This is a genomic window from Vibrio sp. SALL6, assembly GCF_002002385.1.
GTDB classification, from domain to species: Bacteria; Pseudomonadota; Gammaproteobacteria; order Enterobacterales; family Vibrionaceae; genus Vibrio; species Vibrio parahaemolyticus.
In genome coordinates, this window is the sequence record NZ_MQVK01000026.1 from 135,236 (window position 1) to 157,283 (window position 22,048).

The 22,048-nt window shown below is 46.7% G+C and carries 16 protein-coding genes; 3 read left to right on the forward strand and 13 right to left on the reverse strand.

Annotated elements, in window-relative coordinates; translation table 11 throughout:
* Positions 1-63: 63 nt before the first annotated feature.
* On the reverse strand, positions 64-1,647 hold the full coding sequence (locus BIW15_RS17965) for a BCCT family transporter (protein ID WP_179115300.1): 1,584 nt from the start codon (positions 1,645-1,647) through the stop codon (positions 64-66).
* Positions 1,648-1,951: 304 nt separating this feature from the next.
* On the opposite strand from BIW15_RS17965, the gene BIW15_RS17970 reads away from it, so the two are divergent.
* Complete coding sequence (locus tag BIW15_RS17970) at positions 1,952-4,360, forward strand: glycoside hydrolase family 2 protein (RefSeq protein WP_077281388.1); 2,409 nt, start codon at positions 1,952-1,954, stop codon at positions 4,358-4,360.
* Positions 4,361-4,412: 52 nt separating this feature from the next.
* Here the strand turns inward: BIW15_RS17970 and BIW15_RS17975 are convergent, their stop codons facing one another.
* From BIW15_RS17975 to BIW15_RS18010, 8 genes are all read right to left on the reverse strand, one after another.
* The gene (locus tag BIW15_RS17975) at positions 4,413-5,066 is read right to left on the reverse strand and encodes a LuxR C-terminal-related transcriptional regulator (protein ID WP_077281389.1); all 654 of its coding nucleotides are present in this window, start codon (positions 5,064-5,066) and stop codon (positions 4,413-4,415) included.
* A complete protein-coding gene (locus BIW15_RS17980) occupies positions 5,066-5,881 on the reverse strand; it encodes a helix-turn-helix domain-containing protein (protein ID WP_005479824.1) in 816 nt (271 codons plus the stop codon). The genes BIW15_RS17975 and BIW15_RS17980 overlap by 1 nt, the downstream gene beginning before the upstream one ends.
* A 65-nt stretch (positions 5,882-5,946) precedes the next feature.
* Positions 5,947-6,963 carry a GGDEF domain-containing protein gene (locus BIW15_RS17985; RefSeq protein ID WP_017447948.1) on the reverse strand — a complete coding sequence of 339 codons (1,017 nt, stop codon included), beginning with the start codon at positions 6,961-6,963 and terminating at the stop codon, positions 5,947-5,949.
* Between the two features lie 371 nt (positions 6,964-7,334).
* Positions 7,335-7,589, reverse strand: a complete 255-nt coding sequence (locus BIW15_RS17990) for a hypothetical protein (RefSeq protein WP_011106259.1) — start codon at positions 7,587-7,589, stop codon at positions 7,335-7,337.
* A gap of 185 nt (positions 7,590-7,774) precedes the next feature.
* Positions 7,775-9,277 carry an efflux transporter outer membrane subunit gene (locus tag BIW15_RS17995; protein WP_077281390.1) on the reverse strand — a complete coding sequence of 501 codons (1,503 nt, stop codon included), beginning with the start codon at positions 9,275-9,277 and terminating at the stop codon, positions 7,775-7,777.
* On the reverse strand, positions 9,274-12,336 hold the full coding sequence (locus BIW15_RS18000; RefSeq protein ID WP_025503892.1) for an efflux RND transporter permease subunit: 3,063 nt from the start codon (positions 12,334-12,336) through the stop codon (positions 9,274-9,276). The genes BIW15_RS17995 and BIW15_RS18000 overlap by 4 nt, the downstream gene beginning before the upstream one ends.
* A gap of 10 nt (positions 12,337-12,346) precedes the next feature.
* Positions 12,347-13,429, reverse strand: coding sequence for an efflux RND transporter periplasmic adaptor subunit (locus BIW15_RS18005; RefSeq protein WP_023583966.1), 1,083 nt, complete (start codon positions 13,427-13,429; stop codon positions 12,347-12,349).
* Between the two features lie 104 nt (positions 13,430-13,533).
* Positions 13,534-14,415 (reverse strand): LysR family transcriptional regulator, encoded by an 882-nt coding sequence (locus BIW15_RS18010; RefSeq protein ID WP_005479816.1) that lies wholly within the window; start codon positions 14,413-14,415, stop codon positions 13,534-13,536.
* 112 nt (positions 14,416-14,527) lie between these two features.
* Between BIW15_RS18010 and BIW15_RS18015 the strand changes: the two genes are divergently transcribed.
* Both BIW15_RS18015 and BIW15_RS18020 read left to right on the forward strand, forming a co-directional pair.
* Complete coding sequence (locus BIW15_RS18015) at positions 14,528-14,887, forward strand: DUF6559 family protein (RefSeq protein WP_025442546.1); 360 nt, start codon at positions 14,528-14,530, stop codon at positions 14,885-14,887.
* 137 nt (positions 14,888-15,024) lie between these two features.
* Entirely contained in the window at positions 15,025-16,059 is a 1,035-nt protein-coding gene (locus tag BIW15_RS18020) for a PotD/PotF family extracellular solute-binding protein (protein WP_025503891.1), read from the forward strand.
* A gap of 105 nt (positions 16,060-16,164) precedes the next feature.
* Here the strand turns inward: BIW15_RS18020 and tyrS are convergent, their stop codons facing one another.
* The 4 genes from tyrS to ppsA all read right to left on the reverse strand — a co-directional run bounded on the left by tyrS (position 16,165) and on the right by ppsA (position 21,906).
* Complete coding sequence (tyrS, locus tag BIW15_RS18025) at positions 16,165-17,424, reverse strand: tyrosine--tRNA ligase (RefSeq protein ID WP_077281392.1); 1,260 nt, start codon at positions 17,422-17,424, stop codon at positions 16,165-16,167.
* 82 nt (positions 17,425-17,506) lie between these two features.
* The gene (locus BIW15_RS18030) at positions 17,507-18,313 is read right to left on the reverse strand and encodes a helix-turn-helix transcriptional regulator (protein ID WP_015312930.1); all 807 of its coding nucleotides are present in this window, start codon (positions 18,311-18,313) and stop codon (positions 17,507-17,509) included.
* 224 nt (positions 18,314-18,537) lie between these two features.
* Positions 18,538-19,317: a hypothetical protein gene (locus BIW15_RS18035; protein WP_077281393.1), complete on the reverse strand. Its 780-nt coding sequence runs from the start codon at positions 19,315-19,317 to the stop codon at positions 18,538-18,540.
* A gap of 219 nt (positions 19,318-19,536) precedes the next feature.
* Complete coding sequence (gene ppsA, locus BIW15_RS18040) at positions 19,537-21,906, reverse strand: phosphoenolpyruvate synthase (protein ID WP_005479906.1); 2,370 nt, start codon at positions 21,904-21,906, stop codon at positions 19,537-19,539.
* Positions 21,907-22,048 lie beyond the last annotated feature (142 nt).

The window sequence follows — 22,048 nt, forward strand, 5'->3', positions numbered from 1 at the left end:
GAATTAAAAAGAGCCCAATTAAGGGCTCTTTGCATTTTATGGGGTTGGGTATCTAAACCAGACTTAAACCAAACCTTGATCCTTCGCCATTTGATTGGCAATGCCCGGCGCTTTCAAAATGCTAGGTAGCAAAATGAAAGATACGGGAACCGCGGTGATCACAATGAAGGATTGCAGCGCAGTGATACCGCCTGAACCCATAGAAATCAGCGCGATAGCCACAACGCCCATCATCAATCCCCAAAACGAGCGAATCACTGCGTTTGGCTCGGCAGAACCCGTCATTACCACACTGATGGTGTAGGTCATCGAGTCTCCAGTCGTAACGATGAAGGTGGTGGTCAAAATCAAGAACAGCACCGAAATGATCATTGGAAATGGCAGTTCACCAGTGATTGCAAGCAATACGGCTGGAAGGTTGAAGCCTTCAAAAGCCGAAGAGATCAATCCCGGATTCGCGAGCTCGAATGCTAAACCGCTACCGCCCACGATGCTGAACCAAAAACAGGTGATCAGCGGTGCAGCAATACTGATGGACAAAATCAATTGGCGAATTGTACGGCCACGCGAAATACGCGCGATGAAGATTGCCATCATTGGCCCGTAACCAATAAACCAACCCCAGAAGAACACCGTCCACCAGCTTAACCAGCCAGTGTCACCGCGATAAAGCGCCATCGGGAAAAAGTTATCCACCATGCGGCCTACGCCTTGCACATAGCCATCAATAATAAAGCTCGTTGGGCCAAAGAACAGGATGTAACCGATCAGCAGTACCGACAGGATGATGTTGTAACGGCTCACAAGTTGGATGCCTTTGCTTACGCCACTTAGCGCCGAAAGCGTGTACATCACGATGGCAGCGACAATCACCATGCTTTGGGTAATGAAGTTATCTGGGAAACCAAATAATGAGTTCAGCGCGAAGCTGATTTGCAAACCAAGAAAGCCAATAGGGCCGATAGTGCCAGCGGCAACGGCGATGATGCTGCACGCATCCGCCAGGTTACCAATCCAGCCATGAATCGCTTTGTCGCCAAAGATTGGGTAAAGCAATGTGCGCGGTTTAAGTGGCAAGCCTTTGTCGTAGTGCAGATGCATCAATACGATGGAAGAAAGGCAACCGAGAATCGCCCAAGCCAAAAATCCCCAGTGCATAAACGACTGAGATAATGCATTGATTGCAGAAGTTTTTGGTGAAGCTTCACCATACAAAGGTGGCGCTGTAACAAAGTGAGCAATTGGCTCGGCAGCAGCCCAAAAAACACCACCACCAGCGAGTAGGGTGCACAGTACAATCGACAGCCATTTAAATGTGTCGATGTCTGGTTTCGCTAAGCCGCCCAAACGTACATACCCTGCACGACCAAACGCGAGAGCCAAACCGATAAGGAAATTGAGAAGAAGCAATACTTGCCAGTAAGCTCCGAAATATTTTGTCGCAAACCCAAAGCCTGCGTTAACCATTGCGGTTAGAGATTCGGTGTTCGTCAATGCAAGCAGAACGAACAAACTGAGGAAGCTACCACTCAACCAGAATACTGGATTGGTGAGTTCGAGGCGTTTCAGTAGGGAAGGGGGATGAATGGCAGAATAGTCTGCTTCCTGAATAGGAGTATGGGGGGCGGCATTCGTCATATTTGACATAATTACTTCGCTTTTTAGGGCTCGGAAGCCGTGCATTTCCCCTCACATCAAGTCGATGAAAAGTGTGAGGATGTTCAAAAAGCCGCTGATGGTAACATGTCGAGATAGCGAATATAACCGTAGATTTAGATTAATTTTTAACACTTTAGCCAAGCCTCTGATTTTTTTGCAGAGATTTTGATTGAAATTTTAGCGTGAAGTGCGCCGCATTTCGTTTGTAAATGACATTCCCCTTATTCTTGTAGGGACTCATCAGAATTACATTGAGCCAACTTGTTCTAATAAAAATTAAAGGTCTTACCCTATGGCTCAAATTGAACTCAACGGGACGTGGCAACTTACCTCACCACAGCGTCCAGATATCGATATTCCTATGAATTTGCCCGGCGATAATGTCTCGGCATTATTGCAAGCAGAGCTCATCCCCAACCCTTATTTTGCTGATAACGAAGCCAAAGTCCGCTGGATCGAAGCGTGTGATTGGCATATTGAACGACAGTTTGAAGTGGGCGACTCCACGCTGTGCGCTTCTCATATTTGGATGACGCTGACTCGCGTTGACACTTTGGCTCAGTTCTTTATCAATGGTGAGCGAGTACTAACTAGCAGCAATATGTTTGCCCAGCAACGTGTGGATGTTAAACCGTATTTAAAACAAGGTACTAACACAATTCGGGTTGAGTTTGCTCGGGTGGATTTAGAAGGTATCGCAAGAGCAAAAAAACTGCCATTTCCTATTCCATCGGCAATGGGCAACAACCAAATTCCACACATGAATTTGATCCGCAAAACACAATGCCATTCTGGATGGGATTGGGGCATTTGTTTGATGGTATCGGGAATTTACGACCCCATCCAAATCGATGTAGTGACCGACATTTGGTTAAAAAATGTCTCAACCGAGCAGCAATGGCAAGCCGATGGCAGTGTGATTTTAGACGCGCTGGTGGAAGTGCAAACCAACAACCAAAGCCATCATGTTACCGTGGAATTTGATTGCGAAGTTCAATTCATTCAAATCGAAGGAAGTGGTCACTATCACTGTCAGTTCCATGTTCAAAAGCCGCAACTCTGGTGGCCAGCAGGTTACGGCGATGCGCATCTGTACACCATTTCTGTTGGTTGTGGTGAGCAAACGCTGTCGTGCAAGATTGGACTTCGTCAGTTGAGCTTAAATAGTCAGGCAGATGAACATGGATCTGCGATGGAATTTATCGTCAATGGCACGCCTATTAATGCCAAAGGTGCGAACTGGATTCCCGTCGATGCGATGCCGGGGCGAGAATGTGAACGCCGCTATCGAGACCTATTGCAAAGTGCGGTTGATGCCAACATGAACATGATTCGCGTGTGGGGCGGCGGTCAGTACGAGAGTGAAACCTTTTATAATCTTTGTGATGAACTCGGTGTGCTGGTGTGGCAAGACATGATGTTCGCCTGCTCGTTGTACCCATCAAACGACGAGTTTTTAAAAGACGTAGAAGAAGAACTTCGATTCCAAATTCCTCGCCTTAAAGCGCATCCTTCCATTGCGCTTTGGTGTGGCGACAACGAAGTGATTGGTGCCATTGGTTGGTATGACGAATCTAAGCACAACAAAGTAAAATACACCGTCAATTATGACCGCCTCAATCGCATGATTGAACAAGTGATTACTCAGCAAGATGATTCGCGCCGCTTTTGGCCGAGCTCTCCCTGCAATGGCGAGTTGGATTTTGGTGACGCATGGCACGATGATAGCAAAGGCGACATGCACTTTTGGGATGTATGGCATTCGGGTAAATCATTTAGCGCGTATCTAAACATCAATCCTCGTTTTTGCTCTGAATTTGGCTTCCAATCTTGGCCGTCTTTTGCGGAGGTGAAGCAGTTTGTACCCGAGCGAGACTGGAACATCACTTCACCAACGTTCGAGCAACACCAAAAGAATCCACGTGGTAACAGCATCATCACTGAGATGTTTACTCGTTACTTCCGTTTTCCATCAGGCTTTGAGCAGATGTTGTATTTGAGCCAAGTGCAACAAGCGATGGCCATCAAAACCGCGTGTGATCACTGGCGCGCGATTTCTCCAATTTGTCGAGGCATGCTGTATTGGCAGCTCAATGACAACTGGCCCGTCAGTTCTTGGTCAAGCTTGGAGTACAGTGGCCGTTGGAAGCAGTTGCACTACCATGCGAAGCGATTTTTTGCGCCGCAGTATTTGGCATTTTCCGAGCATACAGGCAAGTTGAGCCTGCATTTGCTCAATGATGCCAAAGAGCCAGCAAGCGTCAATGCTCAGCTCAAGTGGGTAGATTGGCAAGGGGAAGAAAAGCAATGTTGGAGCTTAGAACAGACGGTCATAGCAGACAGTAATACGATTTTGTGGCAATTGGATGAATCGTTTGAGAAGGATGAACTTACGTCAGGCTTCTTCTATGTTGAAGCGCAAATCGGTGAAGACAGAATAAGCAACACATGGTTTTGCACTCATGAGCTGAAAACGTTGCCGATGGCGAAAGCCAATATTGATGTCTCGATTGAGGGGCGCCAAATTACATTGGTTGCGGATAAGCCTGCTTTCTTTGTACATGTGGAGTGTGATACCCAAGGTCGTTTCAGTGATTCCAGCCTCACTCTTCTGGCGAACCAGCCTGTAATGATTGAGTTTTTGGGAGACGATCTGGACGCGATGTCGACATCATTACGGGTTTACCATTTGATGCAGTAAACACAAACTCAACGTTGAAAGGGGGCTTCCATGCTCCCTTTGTTGTTTCACACTAGAGCAAATTACGTTTTGCCCACGTAATGGCCTGCATGCGGTTTTTGACTTCGAGCTTACGGAAAATACTATAGAGGTGCGATTTCACCGTGTGCTCACTGACAAAGAGCGAATCGGCAATATCAAGGTTTGAGCCACCCTGACACAGTGCGGAGAGCACTTGCTGCTCACGACGGGTCAGTTCCATTTCGAGTTTCGTTTCTAGCTCACCGACGGTATTGTTTAGGCTCAATAGGTGGCCAATCAGTTGATTGAGAATATCGCGAGAGAGCCAATTCTCTCCGTTCAAAATGCCTTTTAGCCCCATCATTACCTTGTCGAAATCATCCTCAAAATAGAACAAACCTTTCAAGTTTGACCAAGTGAGTAAGCTCTCGATCCTCAGATTCGGTTCTGCGTTGACCAATACAGTCGCATCTACGTGCTCTAACTCACTGAGAGTTTGTTTGACCTCTGGCAATTCAGGGAGAGAACTATCGACTATCGCTATATAGTGTTCATCGCGGGTGCTAGGGAAATTGACGTCAGCGCCTTGGGTTAAAAGTACGGGTTTTTCTAGGTTCTGTTCAATAGCGGTTTGCAAGCCGCGACCTTGAATGTTGTTGAAGGTGAACAATAAGACGGTGTTGTTGGTTGTGTTGGTATTCATCATCAATGAACCTCCTGTCGAGACTGCATAAACTCATTTCCTACTTGATGAAAGCGATAGAGCACCAGGTCTAACAGCCCATCAAAGCAATATTTCACCATGGGGTTTCCGAAGATTTGTGTGGCGGGGGCTCTAAAGAACGTAACTCGCCGATGTTGATAGAAGTCCCGAATAAAAATGTCGAAGAGAAGTTGTTTAATCACGGGCTCATGAACCGGGAAATGGATGATCGTATTTCCCATGACTTGGAGAATGTCGGTGACTAAGTACTTCAGTATCGAGCGCCCTAAATGCCAAAAGCTGAGAATCCTAAATTCAGACCTCAGCTCTTGATAAATCAAATGGCCAACCAACATGCCTTCACAGTAGTAGAGGCGGGCCTTGCTGGGGGATTCATTGAATTGATTGAGCGTGTCTTCTATTCCGCCGGGCGTGATCAGTTGTTTGTGTACGGCGTTAATTTGCTCATATTCCGTCAAACTGATTTGGCTAAGGGCGCAATTTTTCACATCGGTTACACGGTATTCGTAAACAATGTCTTTAAAGCTCAAATAGATGCTTTTGCTTTGTGAAGCTTTGACCCGTTTGTATTCGCTGGAGGTGTATTGATACTGCTTGCCGATGTAGTGAGCGAAAGCAAGCCGCTTGAGCAAACTGGGCGTTACTTTACCGCTTTCCCACTGGCTTAGTGTGGGTTGATTTAAGCTTTCAAAAGCGCTGTAACTTCGGGCTAGCTCATCCGCTAATTGGCCTTGAGTTAACCCCCTTTCCTTTCGAATAGCAGCCACTGCATGCGAAAATTCTAACTTACTAACCATATATCTACGTCCTGAAATTATTATATTTTTGAGTGCTTCTCAGCGGCTCGGACCGAGCCAAAACTTTATGTTCTTGATCTTTTAGTGAGGTACATCATTTGGTCAGCATGTTGAATTAAGGAATCGCTACAGCTTCCTTCATGAGGAAAGCGAGCCATACCAACACTTAAACCGATGTGAACGTTTTGAAAATGGATAAAAATGGGTGCACTGCATGCGTGATGCAGCAAAGACTGAAACTGTTCTAACTCCTTGGTGTCTTCGATGTTTGGCAGGCACAGAATAAACTCATCGCCTCCGATGCGTGTCGCGAACTGGCCGTCGTCTAACAGATGCAAAATACGTTGGGCGGTGATCTGCAACACCTTATCTCCGGCGTCGTGACCAAATTCATCATTCACGGCTTTAAAGCCATCAAGATCGATGTACAACAGAGTAAACGGTTGGGCACGTTGAATCTGTTGTTCGATCAGTTGATTGCCTTTAAAGCGGGAATAGCACCCAGTGAGCTCGTCGATTTCGAGCAATCGTTCAAGCTTTTCCACCTGTTCATATTGTGTTTGCCAAATGCCATGCCAATAACACTCGATAGAGCGTAGCCCTTTGTAAATAAACAGGTTGAACAAAAATAAAAACGTACTTTGAATGAAAAATTCTTTTAAAGCGTGGAGTTTAAAAGGGTCATTCCCTGCCGTTATCAAATCAATGTAAAAGCAAAAAGTCATTGATAAGGCGTAGGTAAAGAACGACCAAAAAACACCGAACTCAACCATGGTCAAAAGTAGGTTGATCGTCACCAACGACGAAAAAAGAAAATGTCCGCCTAAGAAAAAGTACAGGTAAAAAGTGAGGGTGTAACCGAGGATTAGGGCAATGACGACAGATTGATGTTTTTGCTCGAGCGTGAAAGTTCGACTTGCCCAAAGGTAAGTAAAACAAGTGCTCGCGGATAACACGTAAGGAAGGTATACAACAAGATTAACCCCTCTGATTGCACAAGCGAATAGGGTAAAAATAATCCCCAAACTTGTAGAGCGCATGTAGTAGCGCGTAAAAATTTTGGTGAACTGCGTTCTGTCCATCGTTATGTCTCTTAGGAACAGCAAATAATGGGCAGTCAGGGAGAGAAGTCTGTATGGACTGAGTGTGAATGGAGGACGGGAGAAACACAGAAAGTGCGCCGTTTAGGTTGGGAAATGCTGGGCGCATATGCTTTCTCGGGCGTTGTTCTCGTCTGCATGCGACACTGCATTTCATAAAGTTGCTCGATACCTACTGCCGTTTTTATAAACTATTCTATGAGGCAGCATGGCATAAAACTATACGGTTTTCGGGAAAATGCTCCGATCTCAATATGTCCGCATAAAAAGTAGGTCAAAAGCCAATTTATTGAATAAAAGCTAAAACTTAAGTGTTAGGCGGGTTGAGATAAATGGTCTTAAAGTTAAGGTTTCTACCTAAGCTTTTGATGAACGCGGTAGCCAACAACGTAGCCAATGTAGAATAACGCAGCGAGCGTAATGAATGCTGTGACGTAGGCAAAAATGCTATTCAGCCCTAGCCCGAAAGCCAGTGTAAATGCGATGCCGTTCACTGCTTCTGCAGGCATCATGTACCAATCAGCATGAACGGAAGATCCGAAGAGGAGAAATGTGCAAAGTAAAACGATCGTGCCGCCGAGCAAGCCGACCCATCTGCTGTTGTTCATGTTGTAATCTCAGGGGTTACCGAAGTAACGTAACAAAATATTTCAGAGCCGGCATTATACAACCGAGAGAGGGTATAGGTGGTAGAAATATTTGCCTCACAAACTAAGAGGCCATCTAAGTGGCCTCTTTTTAACCGATTTAACGGCATCCGTTATGATGCAAAGGTGTGAGGTTTGTAAGAAACCTAACCTTTGGCATTCGTTTCGGGTTGTGCTTCTGGTTGTAGCGTCCAATCACCACCAAGTGATTTGTAGAGCGCAATCGTAGCTTGTGCGGTTTGTAACTTTGCCGCGACTTGCTGATCTTGCATCATGCGTTGCTGACGTTGCGCATCTAAAACTGATAAGTGATCAATCAAGCCTGCTCGGTACAGTGACTTGGCTTTGTTGACGGCGTTATTGGTGGCTTTCAATGCGTCATCGATTCGGCGCTGATTTTCTTGGCTGCGACCATAAGTAAACAGCGTGGATTCGGTTTCTGCCAAAGCCGCCTCTACCGTATGTTGATAAGACAATGTCGCCGAATCAAAACGCGCTTGGTTGATGGCTTCAATTGCCTCGCCACGCCCCCCATCGAACAAGTTCCAGCTTACGCCTGCCGCGCCCATCCAACCGAAAGAATCGCTACTGAAAAGATCGTCAAAGCTTGACGCCGACAACCCCGGAGCGCCCGTCAAAAAGAACTTCGGATATTGATCAGCAACGCTTGCTGCTAACTCTTCATTGAGCGCGGCCATTTCGCGCTCGGCTAAGCGAATATCGGTACGACGTTTCAACAGATCGGAAGGTAAACCGACCGGCACCATGTCCTGCATGACAGGTACACTATGTTGCTTAGACAGACGGATTTCGACTTGCGTTAGCGGCTCACCAAGCAATACTGCTAAACGATGTTTGTGCGCTTGTTGTGCAATCTCTAACTGCGGAACGAGCGATTCCATCGCCGCAAGCGTGGCCTTTGCTTGGGCTAAATCGAGATCAGAACCGTAGCCGCTGCGCACGACTTTTCCGACGAGGTCGAGTGTGCGTCGTTGATCTTCTAAGTTCGACTTTGCCAATTCAAGGCGCTCACTCGCGCCTTGGTATTGCAAGTAGTTGTGAATCAAATCCGCTGTGATCACCGTGTTCAAGCCGCTTTGATAGATCTGAGCTTGTTCGAGACGAATTTGCGCCGCGTTCGCTTGGCGGTCGATGCGCCCAAACAGATCAGCCTCCCAAGCGATACTCGCGCCTGCAAATACGCCATCGTGCTGATTATCCATTAGGGTGACGTTACCAATTTGAGGTGGCAGACCCGACACGGAATCACTGAGTGGATTCAATATCGGACCGAGTGAAGAGTCATTTTTACTGAACTGATAGTTCATGTAACCCGCACCGAGATTAATTGTCGGTACCTTGAATGACTCCACCATGGTTTTATAGTTGTTGGCCATTTTCACCCGCTCGGCCGCCACTTTCAGCGGAATGTTTTGGCTCTGCATGTCTTGAACCATTTGATTCAACACCGGATCGTGAAACTTAGTCCACCAAAACTCAACGTGTTGTGAATCGGTACTCAACCCTGCATTTTCGGCGTTCAAGTAGGTTTCTGCCATGCTGGTGGTCGATGCTTGGTAGTCTGGCCCCACTGCACAGCCCGCTAAACTTAGGGCTAGAACGACAGGCGTTAGAATGAATTTTTTCACGATGACGCCTCCTCTAGCTCAGCGTTGGTTTGTGTGGACGGTGCTTTTTCTTTGTAAGCAAGGCGATACAGCGCAGGCATGACAAACAGTGACAATATGGTTGCGGCCGCCAAGCCTCCGATGATGGTTGCCGCCATTTGGTCAAACAGCAGATCTGACAGCAGCGGGATCATGCCGAGCGCAGTCGTTAACGCACCCATAGAAATGGCCATAGTACGGTTGACCGTGGCTTCTTTGATCGCGTCAGACAAGCTCTTGCCATTTGCGCGTTCGAGCTCAATTTGATCCATTAGTACGATGCCATTTTTGATGATCATCCCGGTCAGCGTGATGGCTCCGATCAGCGCCATAAAGCCAAATGGTTTATCGAATCCAAGCAGAGCAAACACAGCCCCTGATGCTGCCAGTGGTAGCGTTGCGAGGATGATGATTGGCTGCTTAAAGCCGTTGAACATCGCGACTAAAATGATCACCATGATCAGCATTGCTTTTGGTTGCTGCTTCATGATGTCGGTGACCGCTTTGTCTTCATCGTAATATTCGCCGCCCCATTCCATGCTGTAACCCGCCGGAAGTTGGATAGCTTCAACCTGATCTTTAATGGCATTTCTTACGTTCGCTGGTGTGGAGTCTCGGCTCACACCCGCTTGAACCGTGATGGTTTTCACGCGGTCGCGTCGCCAAATCATGCTCTCTTCGGTGACCAGTTCGAATCCATCCACCACTTGACCAAGCGGAACGCTGTTAAAGCCAAGTAGAGAGCGCACAGGTAGCGTTTCTAGTGACGCCATGTTTTGCGATGTGCCACGTAACTGAATTGGAATCAGCTCATCATTCAGGTTCATTTGTCCGAGCGGCATGCCGTCTGATGCGCGTTTTAGCGCGAAAGCGACATCGGCGCGGTTAATTCCTGCTTGACGCATTTTGTCTTGGTTTAGAATCGGCTTGAGCACTTTGCTTTCTTGGCGCCAATCATCGCGAATGTATTTTGCATCAGGGTTTGAAGCAAAAATCGTTTTCGCTTCCGCCGCTAGTTGATGTAATACGGTTTCATCCGGACCAGAAAAACGCACCTCAACCGCGAACTTATCTTTGGTTGCCAGCTTCAGCGCTCGGAAGCGAGGTTCGGCATCTGGAAACGCCTCTTTCAGCCAATCATCGCCACGCGTTACCAAGTGACTGATGCTCTCGTAGTCTTTGGTGTTGATCAGAATCTGCCCGTAGGCAGGGTCGAGCGGCTCAGGCTCTACCGTTACCGAGAAGCGAGGTGCACTGGTGCCGACATAGCTAGAGATACTTTCCACTTCTGGTTGTGCGACCAACCATTCTTCAACTTTGCGCATGTCTGCCGAGGTTTGTTCAATCTTGGCACCATTGGGTAGCCAGTAATCGAGAAACACAATTGAGCGATCCGACTGAGGAATAAAGTTCACGGCCACATACGGGATTGCCACGGCGGTGACTAAAATCAACGGAACCAAAGCGGCTAATGCTTTACGCGGGTTGTCCACCGTCCAGAATACCAACTGTTTATAACGGCTCGGTTTAGTCTCTTCGTTGTTAGCTTTTGGCTTGATGAACATCCACGCCATTAATACCGTAAACGTCATCGCGACGATCCATGAAAGCAACAGTGACGATGCCACAATGTAGAACACAGAGCTCGCAAACTCGGCGGAGTCGGTTTTGGAGAACAACACTGGGCTTGCGCCCATAATCGCGATGACAGTTGCGCCTAAAAGTGGCACGGAGGTTTCTTTGACGGAATCAATCGCGGCGCGAGTTCGCTCGATACCTTTGTTGAGCTTAGCGATCATCATATCGGTGATCACAATGGCGTTATCCACCAACATGCCCAGTGCGAGAATAAACGTACCTAGCGAGACACGGTGCAAATCGATGCTGGCGATGTTCATGTATACAAGCGTGAGCAAAATCGTCAGGAGCAAGCTTGCGCCAACGATGGTCGCACTCTTAAAACCCATGAAGACCAACAACACCACAAAAACAATCGCGACACTTTCAAGCAGGTTGCCAACAAAGTCGTCGATAGACTTTTGTACTTCTTCAGGTTGATAAGCAACGGTCGAGATGTCGACACCCAGCGGCAGCGTTGCCTGGTAGTTAGCGATGATGTCTTGAATCGTATCGCCAAGTGACACCACGTTAATGCCTTGAACTGGACTCACCGCCAAGGTGACAGCGGGCTCTCCGTTGTAGCGGTTTTCTGCCAATGCTGGTGTTTGATAACCCATGGTGATGTCGGCGATGTCACCAAGACGAATCAACCCCGAGCCAAACTCGCCGGTGCCACCATTGATGATTAAATTGCGAATGTCTTCTAGAGACTGAAACTCACTGGTTTGCGCAATACGAATACGTTCTGTACCTGCATCGAATTTTCCCGCTTCGAACGTGCTGTTTTGTGTGCTCAGTTGGTTCCAAACTTGTGCGATCGACAAACCATATTGAGCCAAGCGCTCGTCTGGCATATCGATGTGCACAACGCGAGGTTGAACGCCGTGTAGCTCGATCTTTTTGATGCCGTCGACGGCTTTGATTTGGCGTTGTAGCTCTTCGGCGTAGCGACGCAACTCTTCTGGCGCAGCATCTGTGCTGTGGATAGAGAAAAGCATACCGTAGACTTCAGAGAACTCGTCTTGCACTACGCTGATCTGCGCGCTGGAAGGCAGCTGCAGTTTTACATCGTCCACTTTGCGTCTCAATAAGTCCCATTCCTGCGGAAGTGCTTTGGAATTAAGGCTCTCTTTGAGGTCAACAAAGACCATAGACAAACCTGGGCGAGACAATGAGCGCAAGCGATCCAACTCTGCCATTTCCTGCAACTTGGTTTCCACGGTATCGGTGACTTGGTGCTCGACTTCTTCGGCAGATGCACCCGGATAAAGGGTCACGACTACCGCAGTTTTTACCGTAAAGCTCGGGTCTTCCAACTTGCCTAAGTCGAAGTAAGAATAGATGCCAGCGATCACGCTCAATACGATAAAGAACAGAACGAACTTACGTTGGCGAATCGCGAATTCAGCTAAATTGATCATGGATTCGCACCTACAACGTCTTGATGGTCAGGTTTGGGGCGGCATCGCCCTCGCTCAGATAATGGCTACCGCTGATCACCACATAATCGCCTTGCTCAAAACTTCCGGTCACACACGCTTGGTATGCGTCGATAGAGTCAAGGTTGACCGGCTCTGAATGAATAACCGCATCACGAACCACATTCACGTGTAGAGTTTGTTTCTCACCCAAAATTGCAGAGTAAGGAAAGCAATGGCTTGAGTGACTGGTGTTGAGCGCGGTATTAACCGTGACTGCTTTACCGTTGAATAGCGCACTGGAAATCGAATCGATGTCTAGCGTGACGGTATAGGTTTGTTTGAGCAAGTGTTTCTTCGGCGCGATTTCTGCCACGGTTGCTTGGTAGGATTGCTCCGAATCATACCAAGTCAACGATGCTGGCTGACCTAGTGCGAATTGCGCAATCATATTTTCCGGCACGTCGATGTCCACTTCCCAGCTGTCTTCTTGCTGAATTGACACAACACTGCCGCCCGGCAAGGTTTGCTCATGTGGATCAACAGAAACGTCGGCAACAATGCCAGTGAATGGTGCACGTAGAGTGGTGTAACGTAGGGCATCTTTTGCACGTTGGATGTTTTTCTCAACCACTTTGACGGCAGAGAGGCTACGTTCGTAGCTGCTGATGGCTCGGTCTAAGTTTACGCTGGCAATGGCATCATCAGAAGTTGCTTGTTTTACGCGCTTTAACTCGGCTTTCGCGAGTTTGTGTGCTGATTGCGCTTCTAACATGCGCGCTTGTAATTCTTCTAGTGAAACTTGGTAGTCGTGCTTGTCCAGCGTGGCAATGACTTGGCCTTTTTCTACCACGCTGCCTTTATTTACGAACACGCTTTCCACGGTGCCGGGTACACGAAAAGAGAGTGAGGCGGTTTCTTTTGCTTTTACGATCCCGCTGAATGATTTATTGAGTTCTTCATTCCTTTCGTTGACTTCAATCACTTGAACGGGTCTGGATGCGCTTGGCTCCTCAACCTGAGGTTGAGCTTGATTACAGCCGAGTAGAGAGAGCGCGATAGTGCTCAGCGCAGCGGTTTTGATTTGATGATTCATAAGATGGCTCCATAATTTCGGCGCCATCTTATAATTCACAGATGTTCAGATAATCATGCGTGCGCATGATTCAATGTCACAAATTTTATGACAATAAATGCAAACTACAAAAGTTTTGGGATTTTATTGCACAAATGTTCAATAAGTAACCGGCTGGCTTGGTTTAGCGTTTTCGGTTGAGGATAGAGCAACCACCCCGTTTCTTCTGTGACAGCATATTGAGACAATACTTGCACCAATGCACCGGATTCGAGCTCATTTTTTACCAACAGTTTTGGGATATAACTGATGCCGCGGTCAAGCACTGTGGAGCTTTTAATAAAGCCGATGTTGTTGGAAATGAGTTTCGGTTTGAGCGCTACGTTTTGTTCCTGAAAATGCCAAAGGTTGTCGACATTGCCATTTGGCCAACGAAAACAAATGCACTGATGATCGCTCAACTCTTCTAATGTGGCGGGCGTGCCGTGAGTTTGAAGATAGTTCGGTGAGGCAACGACACATCGGTCTAGCGTTAAGATCTTTCTCGCGACAATGTCTGAATCAAACAGCATGCCGCCGTGCAGCGCGATGTCCAACCCCTGCTGAAACATATCAATAAAGCCATTGTTGATATTGCGAATGTCGAGTTCGACCTGCGGGTATTGATCCTGAAATTCAAACAAAATGGGTTGAAGATGTTCATAGGTTTCTGGCAGAAGGCCAAGTTTGATTTTGCCTCTGACCTCGATGCTTTCGTTACTGGCTTGCTGGTTTGCCGAATCAAGCAAGGTGAGTACTTTTTGTAGATCTTGGTAGTAGGCATCGCCTTTGTTTGTCAACGAAAGGCTGCGAGTGGTGCGGTGAAAAAGTTGCGTTCCGAGGTAACGTTCTAGTTCTCCAATGCGTCGACTTACATTTGCTCGTGGCAAGTCCAAAGCATTGGCTGCCGCTGTAAAGCTGCCAAGTTGGACGACTTTGGTGAACAGTTTTAGATCGTCAATTTTCACTCTTGAACTCCATACTCTTTGAGTGCCGTGCTAAACCCTGACACTCTAGAGTATTGATGTGTGGTATACAAAACTTATTATTAATTATCGAAATATAAATAAGGACTTCAACATGTTGAGATTTATACAACGTCGCCGCATTAAGAAAGTGATTAAGCTTATGAGTACCAGATTGATGGTGGGATACGGCAGTCGTGAGTACTTTTCCGTCGGTCAGGTAAAGACGAGCACCAGCGAGTTAAGCGCGTGCCAACAAAAAATTGCGTTGGCGTTGTATGCGAATCCGCAAGATCTTGATTTGGAAAACCAACCGGAGTTGCAAGCCATCCGCTCTGATGTGGCGCATGACTTCTTCGCTGGTGTCGACTATACCGCTCAAGATGTGCTTCATTTATTCGGTGCTGGTGGCTGGAAAGGTGGTCGAATGGAAGATGGAATGTCTCATCATTTTGGTATGCACAGTCGCTATTAAAAATGCGCATTAATTTTATAAATTCGATAAATATTTTTGCTGTTAAAGATTAATTAAATTTTCTTTCAATTGGGTAACAATTACCTAATTATGCACCCGAATCCCAGCGCGTCGCTGGACTGGTTGGATCGCATACCATGAAATTAATCATCAAAGGATTGGGGCTGAGTGCTCTTGTGCTCAGCATGTTTGCTCATGCAGATAGCAAAACGTTGAACGTTTATGCATGGGGTGGCTATTTGCCGGAAGCATCGTTAAAAGCGTTCGAAAAACAAGAAGGCGTTACGATTAATTATTCGACCTTTGAGAATAATGAATCAATGTACACCAAGCTAAAATTGCTAAAAGGCTCTGGTTACGATGTGGTTTTTGCTTCTGCGTACTTCATTGAAAAAATGGGTCGAGAAGGGCTGCTTTCGAAAATAGATCACGCTCAAGTGCCAAACATGCAAGACACAATGGACGGCTTACTTGGCCAAGCGCACGATCCGAAAAATGATTACTCTCTGCCTTATATTTGGGGCATTACCGGGATCAGCTACAACGAATCCATGGTTGAGCAACCAGTGACAAAATGGGCTGACTTATGGGAGTCACAATACGAACAACAAGTCATGCTGATTGATGACGTTCGCGATGTGTTCGGTATGGCGCTGAAGAAAAATGGCCATAGCGTGAACACCAAAGATGAAGCAGAAATCAAACAGGCTTTCGATTCTTTAGTGGCACTGAAAAATAACGTATTGCTGTACAACTCAGATGCACCTCAAGTCCCTTACGTGTCCGGTGAAACATCGGTCGGCATGCAATGGAACGGCAACGCATTCCAAGGGCAGGTTGAAATGCCTGAGCTGAGGTTCGTGATGCCGGAAGAGGGGGCGGTATTGTGGATGGACAACTTCACTATTCCGTCTGGAAGTAAAAACAAAGCATTGGCGCATAAATTTATTAACTTTATGTACCAATCAGAGAACCAAGCGGAAATCGTGACCAGTTTGGGTTATGCTTCGGCAACGAACGCTGGGCGTGACAAATTGCCAGAAGAGTTGAAAAACAACCGTACGATTTTCCCTTCATCAGAAGACATGAAAAAAGGCGAGTTTATTAATGATGTTGGCGCAGAAACGTTAGCGATTTACGAAAAGTACTGGCAACGTTTAAGAACGCAATAAGCGACGTCTTTGCCTATTGTTAGGCTTAAAATCGTTCAAGTTTGGATTCCCCTCATCACGAAAGTGGTGAGGGGAATTTTTATAGGTTTTGTACTGCGAGTGTTGCTACGCGGCCCGCTTTACGAGGCAAAAGTGCTTTTTACCGCGTTGCAATAACCAGTATTGATCGAACAGTGGGAAGCTCAAACTCGGGTTATCAGCCGACACTTTTTCTCCGTTTACACTGATGGCGTTGTTGCTGATGTGTTCGCGTGCAACACGCTTTGAGCTTGCTAAGCCCGACTCAATCAACAGCTCAACCAAATCTTGTTGTGCGCTCTCAATGCTTGGTAAACCATCCAACTCCAATTGTTTTAATTCACCCAAACTCAGTTGTTGCACATTACCGCTGAATAAAGCTTGAGTGATGCGCTCGGCACTAGCTAGTCCTTCTTCGCCATGAACAAATCGCGTCATTTCCTCAGCGAGAATACGTTGTGCTTGCGGTTTACCTTGGCTTGCTTGGTCTTGCGCTTCAATGCTGGCAATTTCTTCGCAGCTCAAGAATGTGTAGTAACGCAAGAAGTGGTAAACGTCGGCGTCTTCTGCGCCAAGCCAGAACTGGTAGAACGCGTAAGGAGAGGTCTTACTAGGATCTAGCCATACTGCACCACCTTCAGTTTTGCCAAATTTGGTGCCATCGGATTTGGTGATCAGCGGCAGAGTTAAGCCAAATACTTGCTCACCATTTTGACGACGAGTTAAATCGATCCCACTAACGATGTTCCCCCATTGGTCATTGCCACCGATTTGCAAACGGCAACCGTATTGACGGTTTAGCTCGGAAAAATCGTACGATTGCAGCAGAGCGTAGCTAAATTCGGTGAAGGAGATACCTTGGTCAGGGCGTTGCAGGCGTTGTTTTACCGATTCTCGGTTGATCATAGTATTGATCGAGAAGTGCTTACCCACATCGCGGAAGAAGTCGATCACATTGATTGCTTTCATCCAGTCAGCGTTGTTCACCATGATCATTGGCTTGCTCAATTGGTGATTCATCAACTGTTGAATTTGGTTTGAGAGATCGTTAACCCAGCCTGAGACGATTTCCGCTGAGTTCAGACTGCGCTCAGTCGCTTTAAAGCTTGGGTCGCCAATCATGCCCGTTGCACCACCGATCAGAGCAACGGCTTGGTGTCCGGCATCTTGAAAGCGCTTAAGCATAATCAAAGGCACGAGGTGGCCGATGTGCAAGCTGCCTGCAGTAGGATCGAAGCCGCAGTAAACGGTTTGAGGCTGTGAGAGAAGTGTCTGAATTTCTTCCAAATCGCTGGCTTGTGCAATCAAACCACGATCTTGTAAATCTTGCAGTAATGGTGTCGTCATTCTTTTTGTCTGTTTTAGTGATTGTTGTATTCAGACTAAAACGCGACACCTTTTGCCGATATATCCCTAAAGGGATGGTTTTCTATTTTGAGTGCATGATCAGGTGGTTGAGGAACAATTGAAACAGCTCACTCAACGATGAAACATTAAGCTGAGAATAGATGCGCTTTCGATGGTTTTTTACTGTGCCTTGAACAAGATGAAGATGCGCAGAAATTTCTTTAGTATCAAATCCTTGAGCAAGGAGAGAAGCGACTTCCTGCTCCCGTCGAGTCAGTGACTCTATGCCAAATGAGCTTAACGCCTGCTCAATGGCAACCTTCATATTGCCTGTGTAGGCGTCTGGGCGAACTACGGGCTCTGATAAGTTAAACTCGGCTTGTTTCCAATGCTGTTGGCACAGCGATTGAAGAACAGAAAAATGCGAGCGCAAGCTGTTGATTTGCGCGGCAGAGAAGCGTTTACCTTCACGCAAACAGCCAAAATAGAGAATTACCCAACGACCGGATTCGATTTCTACCAGCATGCTGAGTTCATCTTTCCAACCTGTTTGATCGTAAAACTGCTTTCGATACGTTTGATACTCGATGCCTTTTTTCGCCACATCTTTTAGGGTGAAGATGCCTTGTTGCTTGTTCTGGTTGAGGTTTTGGAAAAACGGATCGTTTTGAAATGAGTTGGTCAGGTAACGTTGAAATAGCAACTCACGTTCATTTTCAATCGAGTCATAAAGATAGATCGGATGTTTGCCTTCTCGGTAACCAAGAATGATCGCGCAATCAAAATCGAAAATTGAGTGAATCACGCTCATCAATTTTGGGGTGAAGTTAGGCGTGTTTAAAGCAGAAATTGCTTCTGCGAGTTGCGCGTTAAAGTTTTGGTTAGGCATGCGATCATCGAGTTGACATGATTTAATTTTGCGCAAGCATAACCAAAAGCAATCCAACGAGAAAGGGAAGTCACCATCTTCTCGTGACTTCCCCCTAAAAAGTTGCTCAGGTACTCAGTTTTGCGTTCTCGATTGTTAATTCTATGATTTTTAATGATCAGATTTTTATCAATTCCTGTGAAACCATTCGTTGTTGTGAAGTGTTTTCAACCAGAGCAGGTAAATTACTGGGCGTTGGTGAGCTCTTCATTTACCCAGTATTTTGAACCAGATACATTCGCATCGATAAGTAAGCCTTTTGAGTTGAGCTGATAAACGGCAACGCCGCTGTTGAACTGTGCAGAGAACTCTTCGGTATCTTCGCCTGCAACTGCTGAAGCTTCGCTGGTCGCTTCCCAGCCTTCGTTGACGAACGTATCGAAGTCTTGTTTGCTTTCAAACAAAACCACTTGCTGATAAAACTTGCCGCCGAGCCCTAGCGCAACCCCCATACCAAACATGTTCATGTAGGTGCGTTTTTCGGTGGTCTTATCTACCGCCACACCAGAGCCTGAATTAGTGTGGAAAAGCAAAGAGAGTTTGCGAGAGTCAAAAACGGCGTAGCCGTAAGCTTTATCGTAAATCGCTTTCGCTTCTGGTTTTTCATTAAAGAGTTTGAGTAAGGTGCTATCGGCCATCAAATCAATCGCTTGACGCGCTTCTTCTGGCGTGTCGCCTTCCATCAACTCATCAATTTTTTTGTCTGCGGAATCTATCCATTCTTTGCTTTTTTCGATACTGGCATCTGTCCACTCGCCAGCCGTATTGATTGCTTCTTCGGACCAATTCGTGAAATCTTGCCACGCTTGTTTTGAAAAGGCTTTAGTGTCGTCCCAAACATCTTGCGCAGTATCCGAAACCGCTTCGCCTAGCTCAGACATTTTGTTGGATATCTCGTCCCAATCTGCATGAGCAGGAGAGGTGAGTAACATAAGTGTGGTTAAGATAACGATCGGCTTTTTCATCAGAGCTCGTCCTAAACGTGGTCGGTTTTATTTCATTTTAGGTGAAATTTTGGATAGGGAAAATTGACGATGATTCTAGGTTGGGATTGACGTCACGAACTCACGTACCCTTGACAAGAGCGTGATAGAAGCCCAACAAAAAAGCCCTCAAACCGCAGCTTGAGGGCTTTGTCTCATTGGTTTAGGAGCCCTTGTGTTAAGTGGCTTCCTTTCGGCAAATTACTTGCTAACTTTACCTAGCTGTAACCAAGTGTCGATAACGGTGTCTGGGTTGAGTGAAACAGAGCTAATGCCTTGCTCCATCAACCATTCTGCCAAATCTTCATGATCTGATGGGCCTTGACCACAAATACCTACGTACTTGCCAGCTTTGGTTGCAGCATCAATCGCCATTTTCAGCATGATTTTCACCGCTGCGTTACGCTCATCAAATAGGTGAGCTACATCGCCAGAGTCACGGTCTAGACCAAGCGTCAGCTGAGTCATGTCGTTTGAACCGATAGAGAAGCCGTCAAAGTACTTCAAGAACTCATCGGCAAGCACTGCGTTTGATGGCAGTTCGCACATCATGATGACTTTCAGACCTTGGTCACCACGGCGCAGATCAAACTTCGCTAGCAAATCGATAACCGATGCGGCTTCGCTTGGCGTACGCACAAATGGGATCATGATTTCAACGTTCTTCAGGCCCATTTCGTTACGAACGCGTTTGATGGCTTGCGTTTCTAGCTCGAAACAGTCTTCAAACACTGGGGAAATGTAACGAGACGCGCCACGGAAGCCTAGCATTGGGTTTTCTTCGTGCGGTTCGTACGCTTTACCACCAACCAAGTTGCTGTATTCGTTCGACTTAAAGTCAGACATACGAACAATGACGCGTTTTGGCCAGAAAGCAGAAGCGATGGTCGCAATGCCTTCCGTCAGTTTACTTACGTAGAAATCGATAGGATCTTTGTAACCACGAATGCGCTGTTTGATTTCCGCTTTCAGCTCATCGCTTTGAGCGTCAAAGTTCAACAGTGCTTTCGGGTGAATGCCGATCATCTTGTTGATGATGAATTCAAGACGAGCAAGACCAACACCTTCGTTTGGAATTTGTGCGAAGTCGAACGCGCGATCAGGGTTACCCACGTTCATCATCACTTTTGTTGGCAACAATGGCAGTTCATCAACAGAAGAGCGTTTTACTTCAAAATCCAAGTCGCCTTGGTAAACGTAACCTGTTTCACCTTCTGAACAAGAGACGGTTACGGTTGCACCATCGGTCAGTTTGCTTGTCGCGTCGCCACAACCAACGATAGCAGGAATACCTAATTCACGAGCGATGATTGCTGCGTGACACGTACGTCCACCACGGTTAGTGACGATTGCCGATGCTTTCTTCATCACTGGTTCCCAGTCTGGGTCAGTCATGTCTGTGACAAGCACATCGCCTTCTTGAACCAGTGACATTTGGTCTAGAGAATCAACCAAACGTACTGGGCCTTTACCGATGCGTTGACCGATAGCACGGCCTTCGACAAGCACATCGGCTTTGTTGTTCAGTTCGTAACGTTCAATCACGTTTTGTTCTGTTTGAGAACATACGGTTTCTGGACGTGCTTGAACGATGTACAACTTGCCGTCGATACCATCTTTTGCCCACTCAATGTCCATTGGACGTTGGTAGTGCTTCTCGATGATCATCGCTTGTTTAGCCAGCTCTTTGATCTCTTCTTCGTTTAGAGAGAAGGTGTTGCGCTCTTCTTCTGACGTATCGATGATATCAACTTGCTTGCCGATCTCTTGGTTGTTTGAGTAGATCATTTTGATCAACTTTGAACCAAAGGTTTTCTTAACGATCGGGTGCTCACCCGCTTCAAGCATTGGCTTGTGAACGTAGAACTCGTCTGGGTTTACCGCGCCTTGAACAACCATTTCACCTAGGCCCCAAGACGATGTAATGAACACGACTTGGTCAAAGCCAGATTCAGTGTCTAGCGTAAACATAACCCCAGAAGAGGCTTTGTCTGAACGAACCATGCGTTGGATACCCGCAGATAGCGAGATGCCACGGTGGTCGAAACCTTGGTGAACACGGTAAGAGATCGCACGGTCGTTAAATAGAGAAGCGTAAACGTGCTTTGTGGCTTCTAGTACTGCGTCGATGCCTTTCACGTTCAAGAACGTTTCTTGCTGACCAGCAAAAGAGGCATCTGGTAGGTCTTCCGCTGTTGCAGAAGAGCGAACCGCTACCGAAAGCTCAGTGTTGCCTTCGATAAGTTCTTCATAATTATTGCGAATTTCTTGTTCAAGATCCGCAGGGAAAGGGGCTTGTAATACCCATTGACGGATGGTAGCGCCTGTCTTACGCAGAGCTTCAACATCGTCAACGTCCAGTTCATCAAGTAATTGGTGAATACGCTCATCCAAACCTTCGTGGTCAAGGAATTGGTTAAACGCGTATGAGGTTGTCGCAAAGCCATTTGGTACTGATACGCCAACATTAGCAAGGTTAGAAACCATTTCGCCAAGTGAAGCATTTTTACCGCCGACTTTGTCGACATCATCCATGGATAGGCCATTGAACCAGAGGGTGTTCTTTTGCATGTCTTTCTCCAGAAACATTGCAGCTTAGTAGGGGGACTTAAATCAATCCAAACAAAGTATTTGTCTCAATTGATGTCAAAGGCAAACGATTACGTTCTGGCTCAAAAAAATTCTGACGAATTTTAAAAGCTGTGGGGAACCT

Coding starts and splice junctions, on each gene's coding strand:
- BIW15_RS17965 (WP_179115300.1), bottom strand. CDS start 1,647: ATGTCAAATATGACGAATGCCGCCCCCCATACTCCTATTCAGGAAGCA.
- ppsA (WP_005479906.1), bottom strand. CDS start 21,906: ATGCAAAAGAACACCCTCTGGTTCAATGGCCTATCCATGGATGATGTC.
- BIW15_RS18035 (WP_077281393.1), bottom strand. CDS start 19,317: ATGAAAAAGCCGATCGTTATCTTAACCACACTTATGTTACTCACCTCT.
- BIW15_RS18000 (WP_025503892.1), bottom strand. CDS start 12,336: ATGATCAATTTAGCTGAATTCGCGATTCGCCAACGTAAGTTCGTTCTG.
- BIW15_RS17985 (WP_017447948.1), bottom strand. CDS start 6,963: ATGGACAGAACGCAGTTCACCAAAATTTTTACGCGCTACTACATGCGC.
- tyrS (WP_077281392.1), bottom strand. CDS start 17,424: ATGACGACACCATTACTGCAAGATTTACAAGATCGTGGTTTGATTGCA.
- BIW15_RS17975 (WP_077281389.1), bottom strand. CDS start 5,066: ATGATGAATACCAACACAACCAACAACACCGTCTTATTGTTCACCTTC.
- BIW15_RS17980 (WP_005479824.1), bottom strand. CDS start 5,881: ATGGTTAGTAAGTTAGAATTTTCGCATGCAGTGGCTGCTATTCGAAAG.
- BIW15_RS18015 (WP_025442546.1), top strand. CDS start 14,528: ATGTTGAGATTTATACAACGTCGCCGCATTAAGAAAGTGATTAAGCTT.
- BIW15_RS18005 (WP_023583966.1), bottom strand. CDS start 13,429: ATGAATCATCAAATCAAAACCGCTGCGCTGAGCACTATCGCGCTCTCT.
- BIW15_RS17990 (WP_011106259.1), bottom strand. CDS start 7,589: ATGAACAACAGCAGATGGGTCGGCTTGCTCGGCGGCACGATCGTTTTA.
- BIW15_RS18030 (WP_015312930.1), bottom strand. CDS start 18,313: ATGCCTAACCAAAACTTTAACGCGCAACTCGCAGAAGCAATTTCTGCT.
- BIW15_RS17970 (WP_077281388.1), top strand. CDS start 1,952: ATGGCTCAAATTGAACTCAACGGGACGTGGCAACTTACCTCACCACAG.
- BIW15_RS18020 (WP_025503891.1), top strand. CDS start 15,025: ATGAAATTAATCATCAAAGGATTGGGGCTGAGTGCTCTTGTGCTCAGC.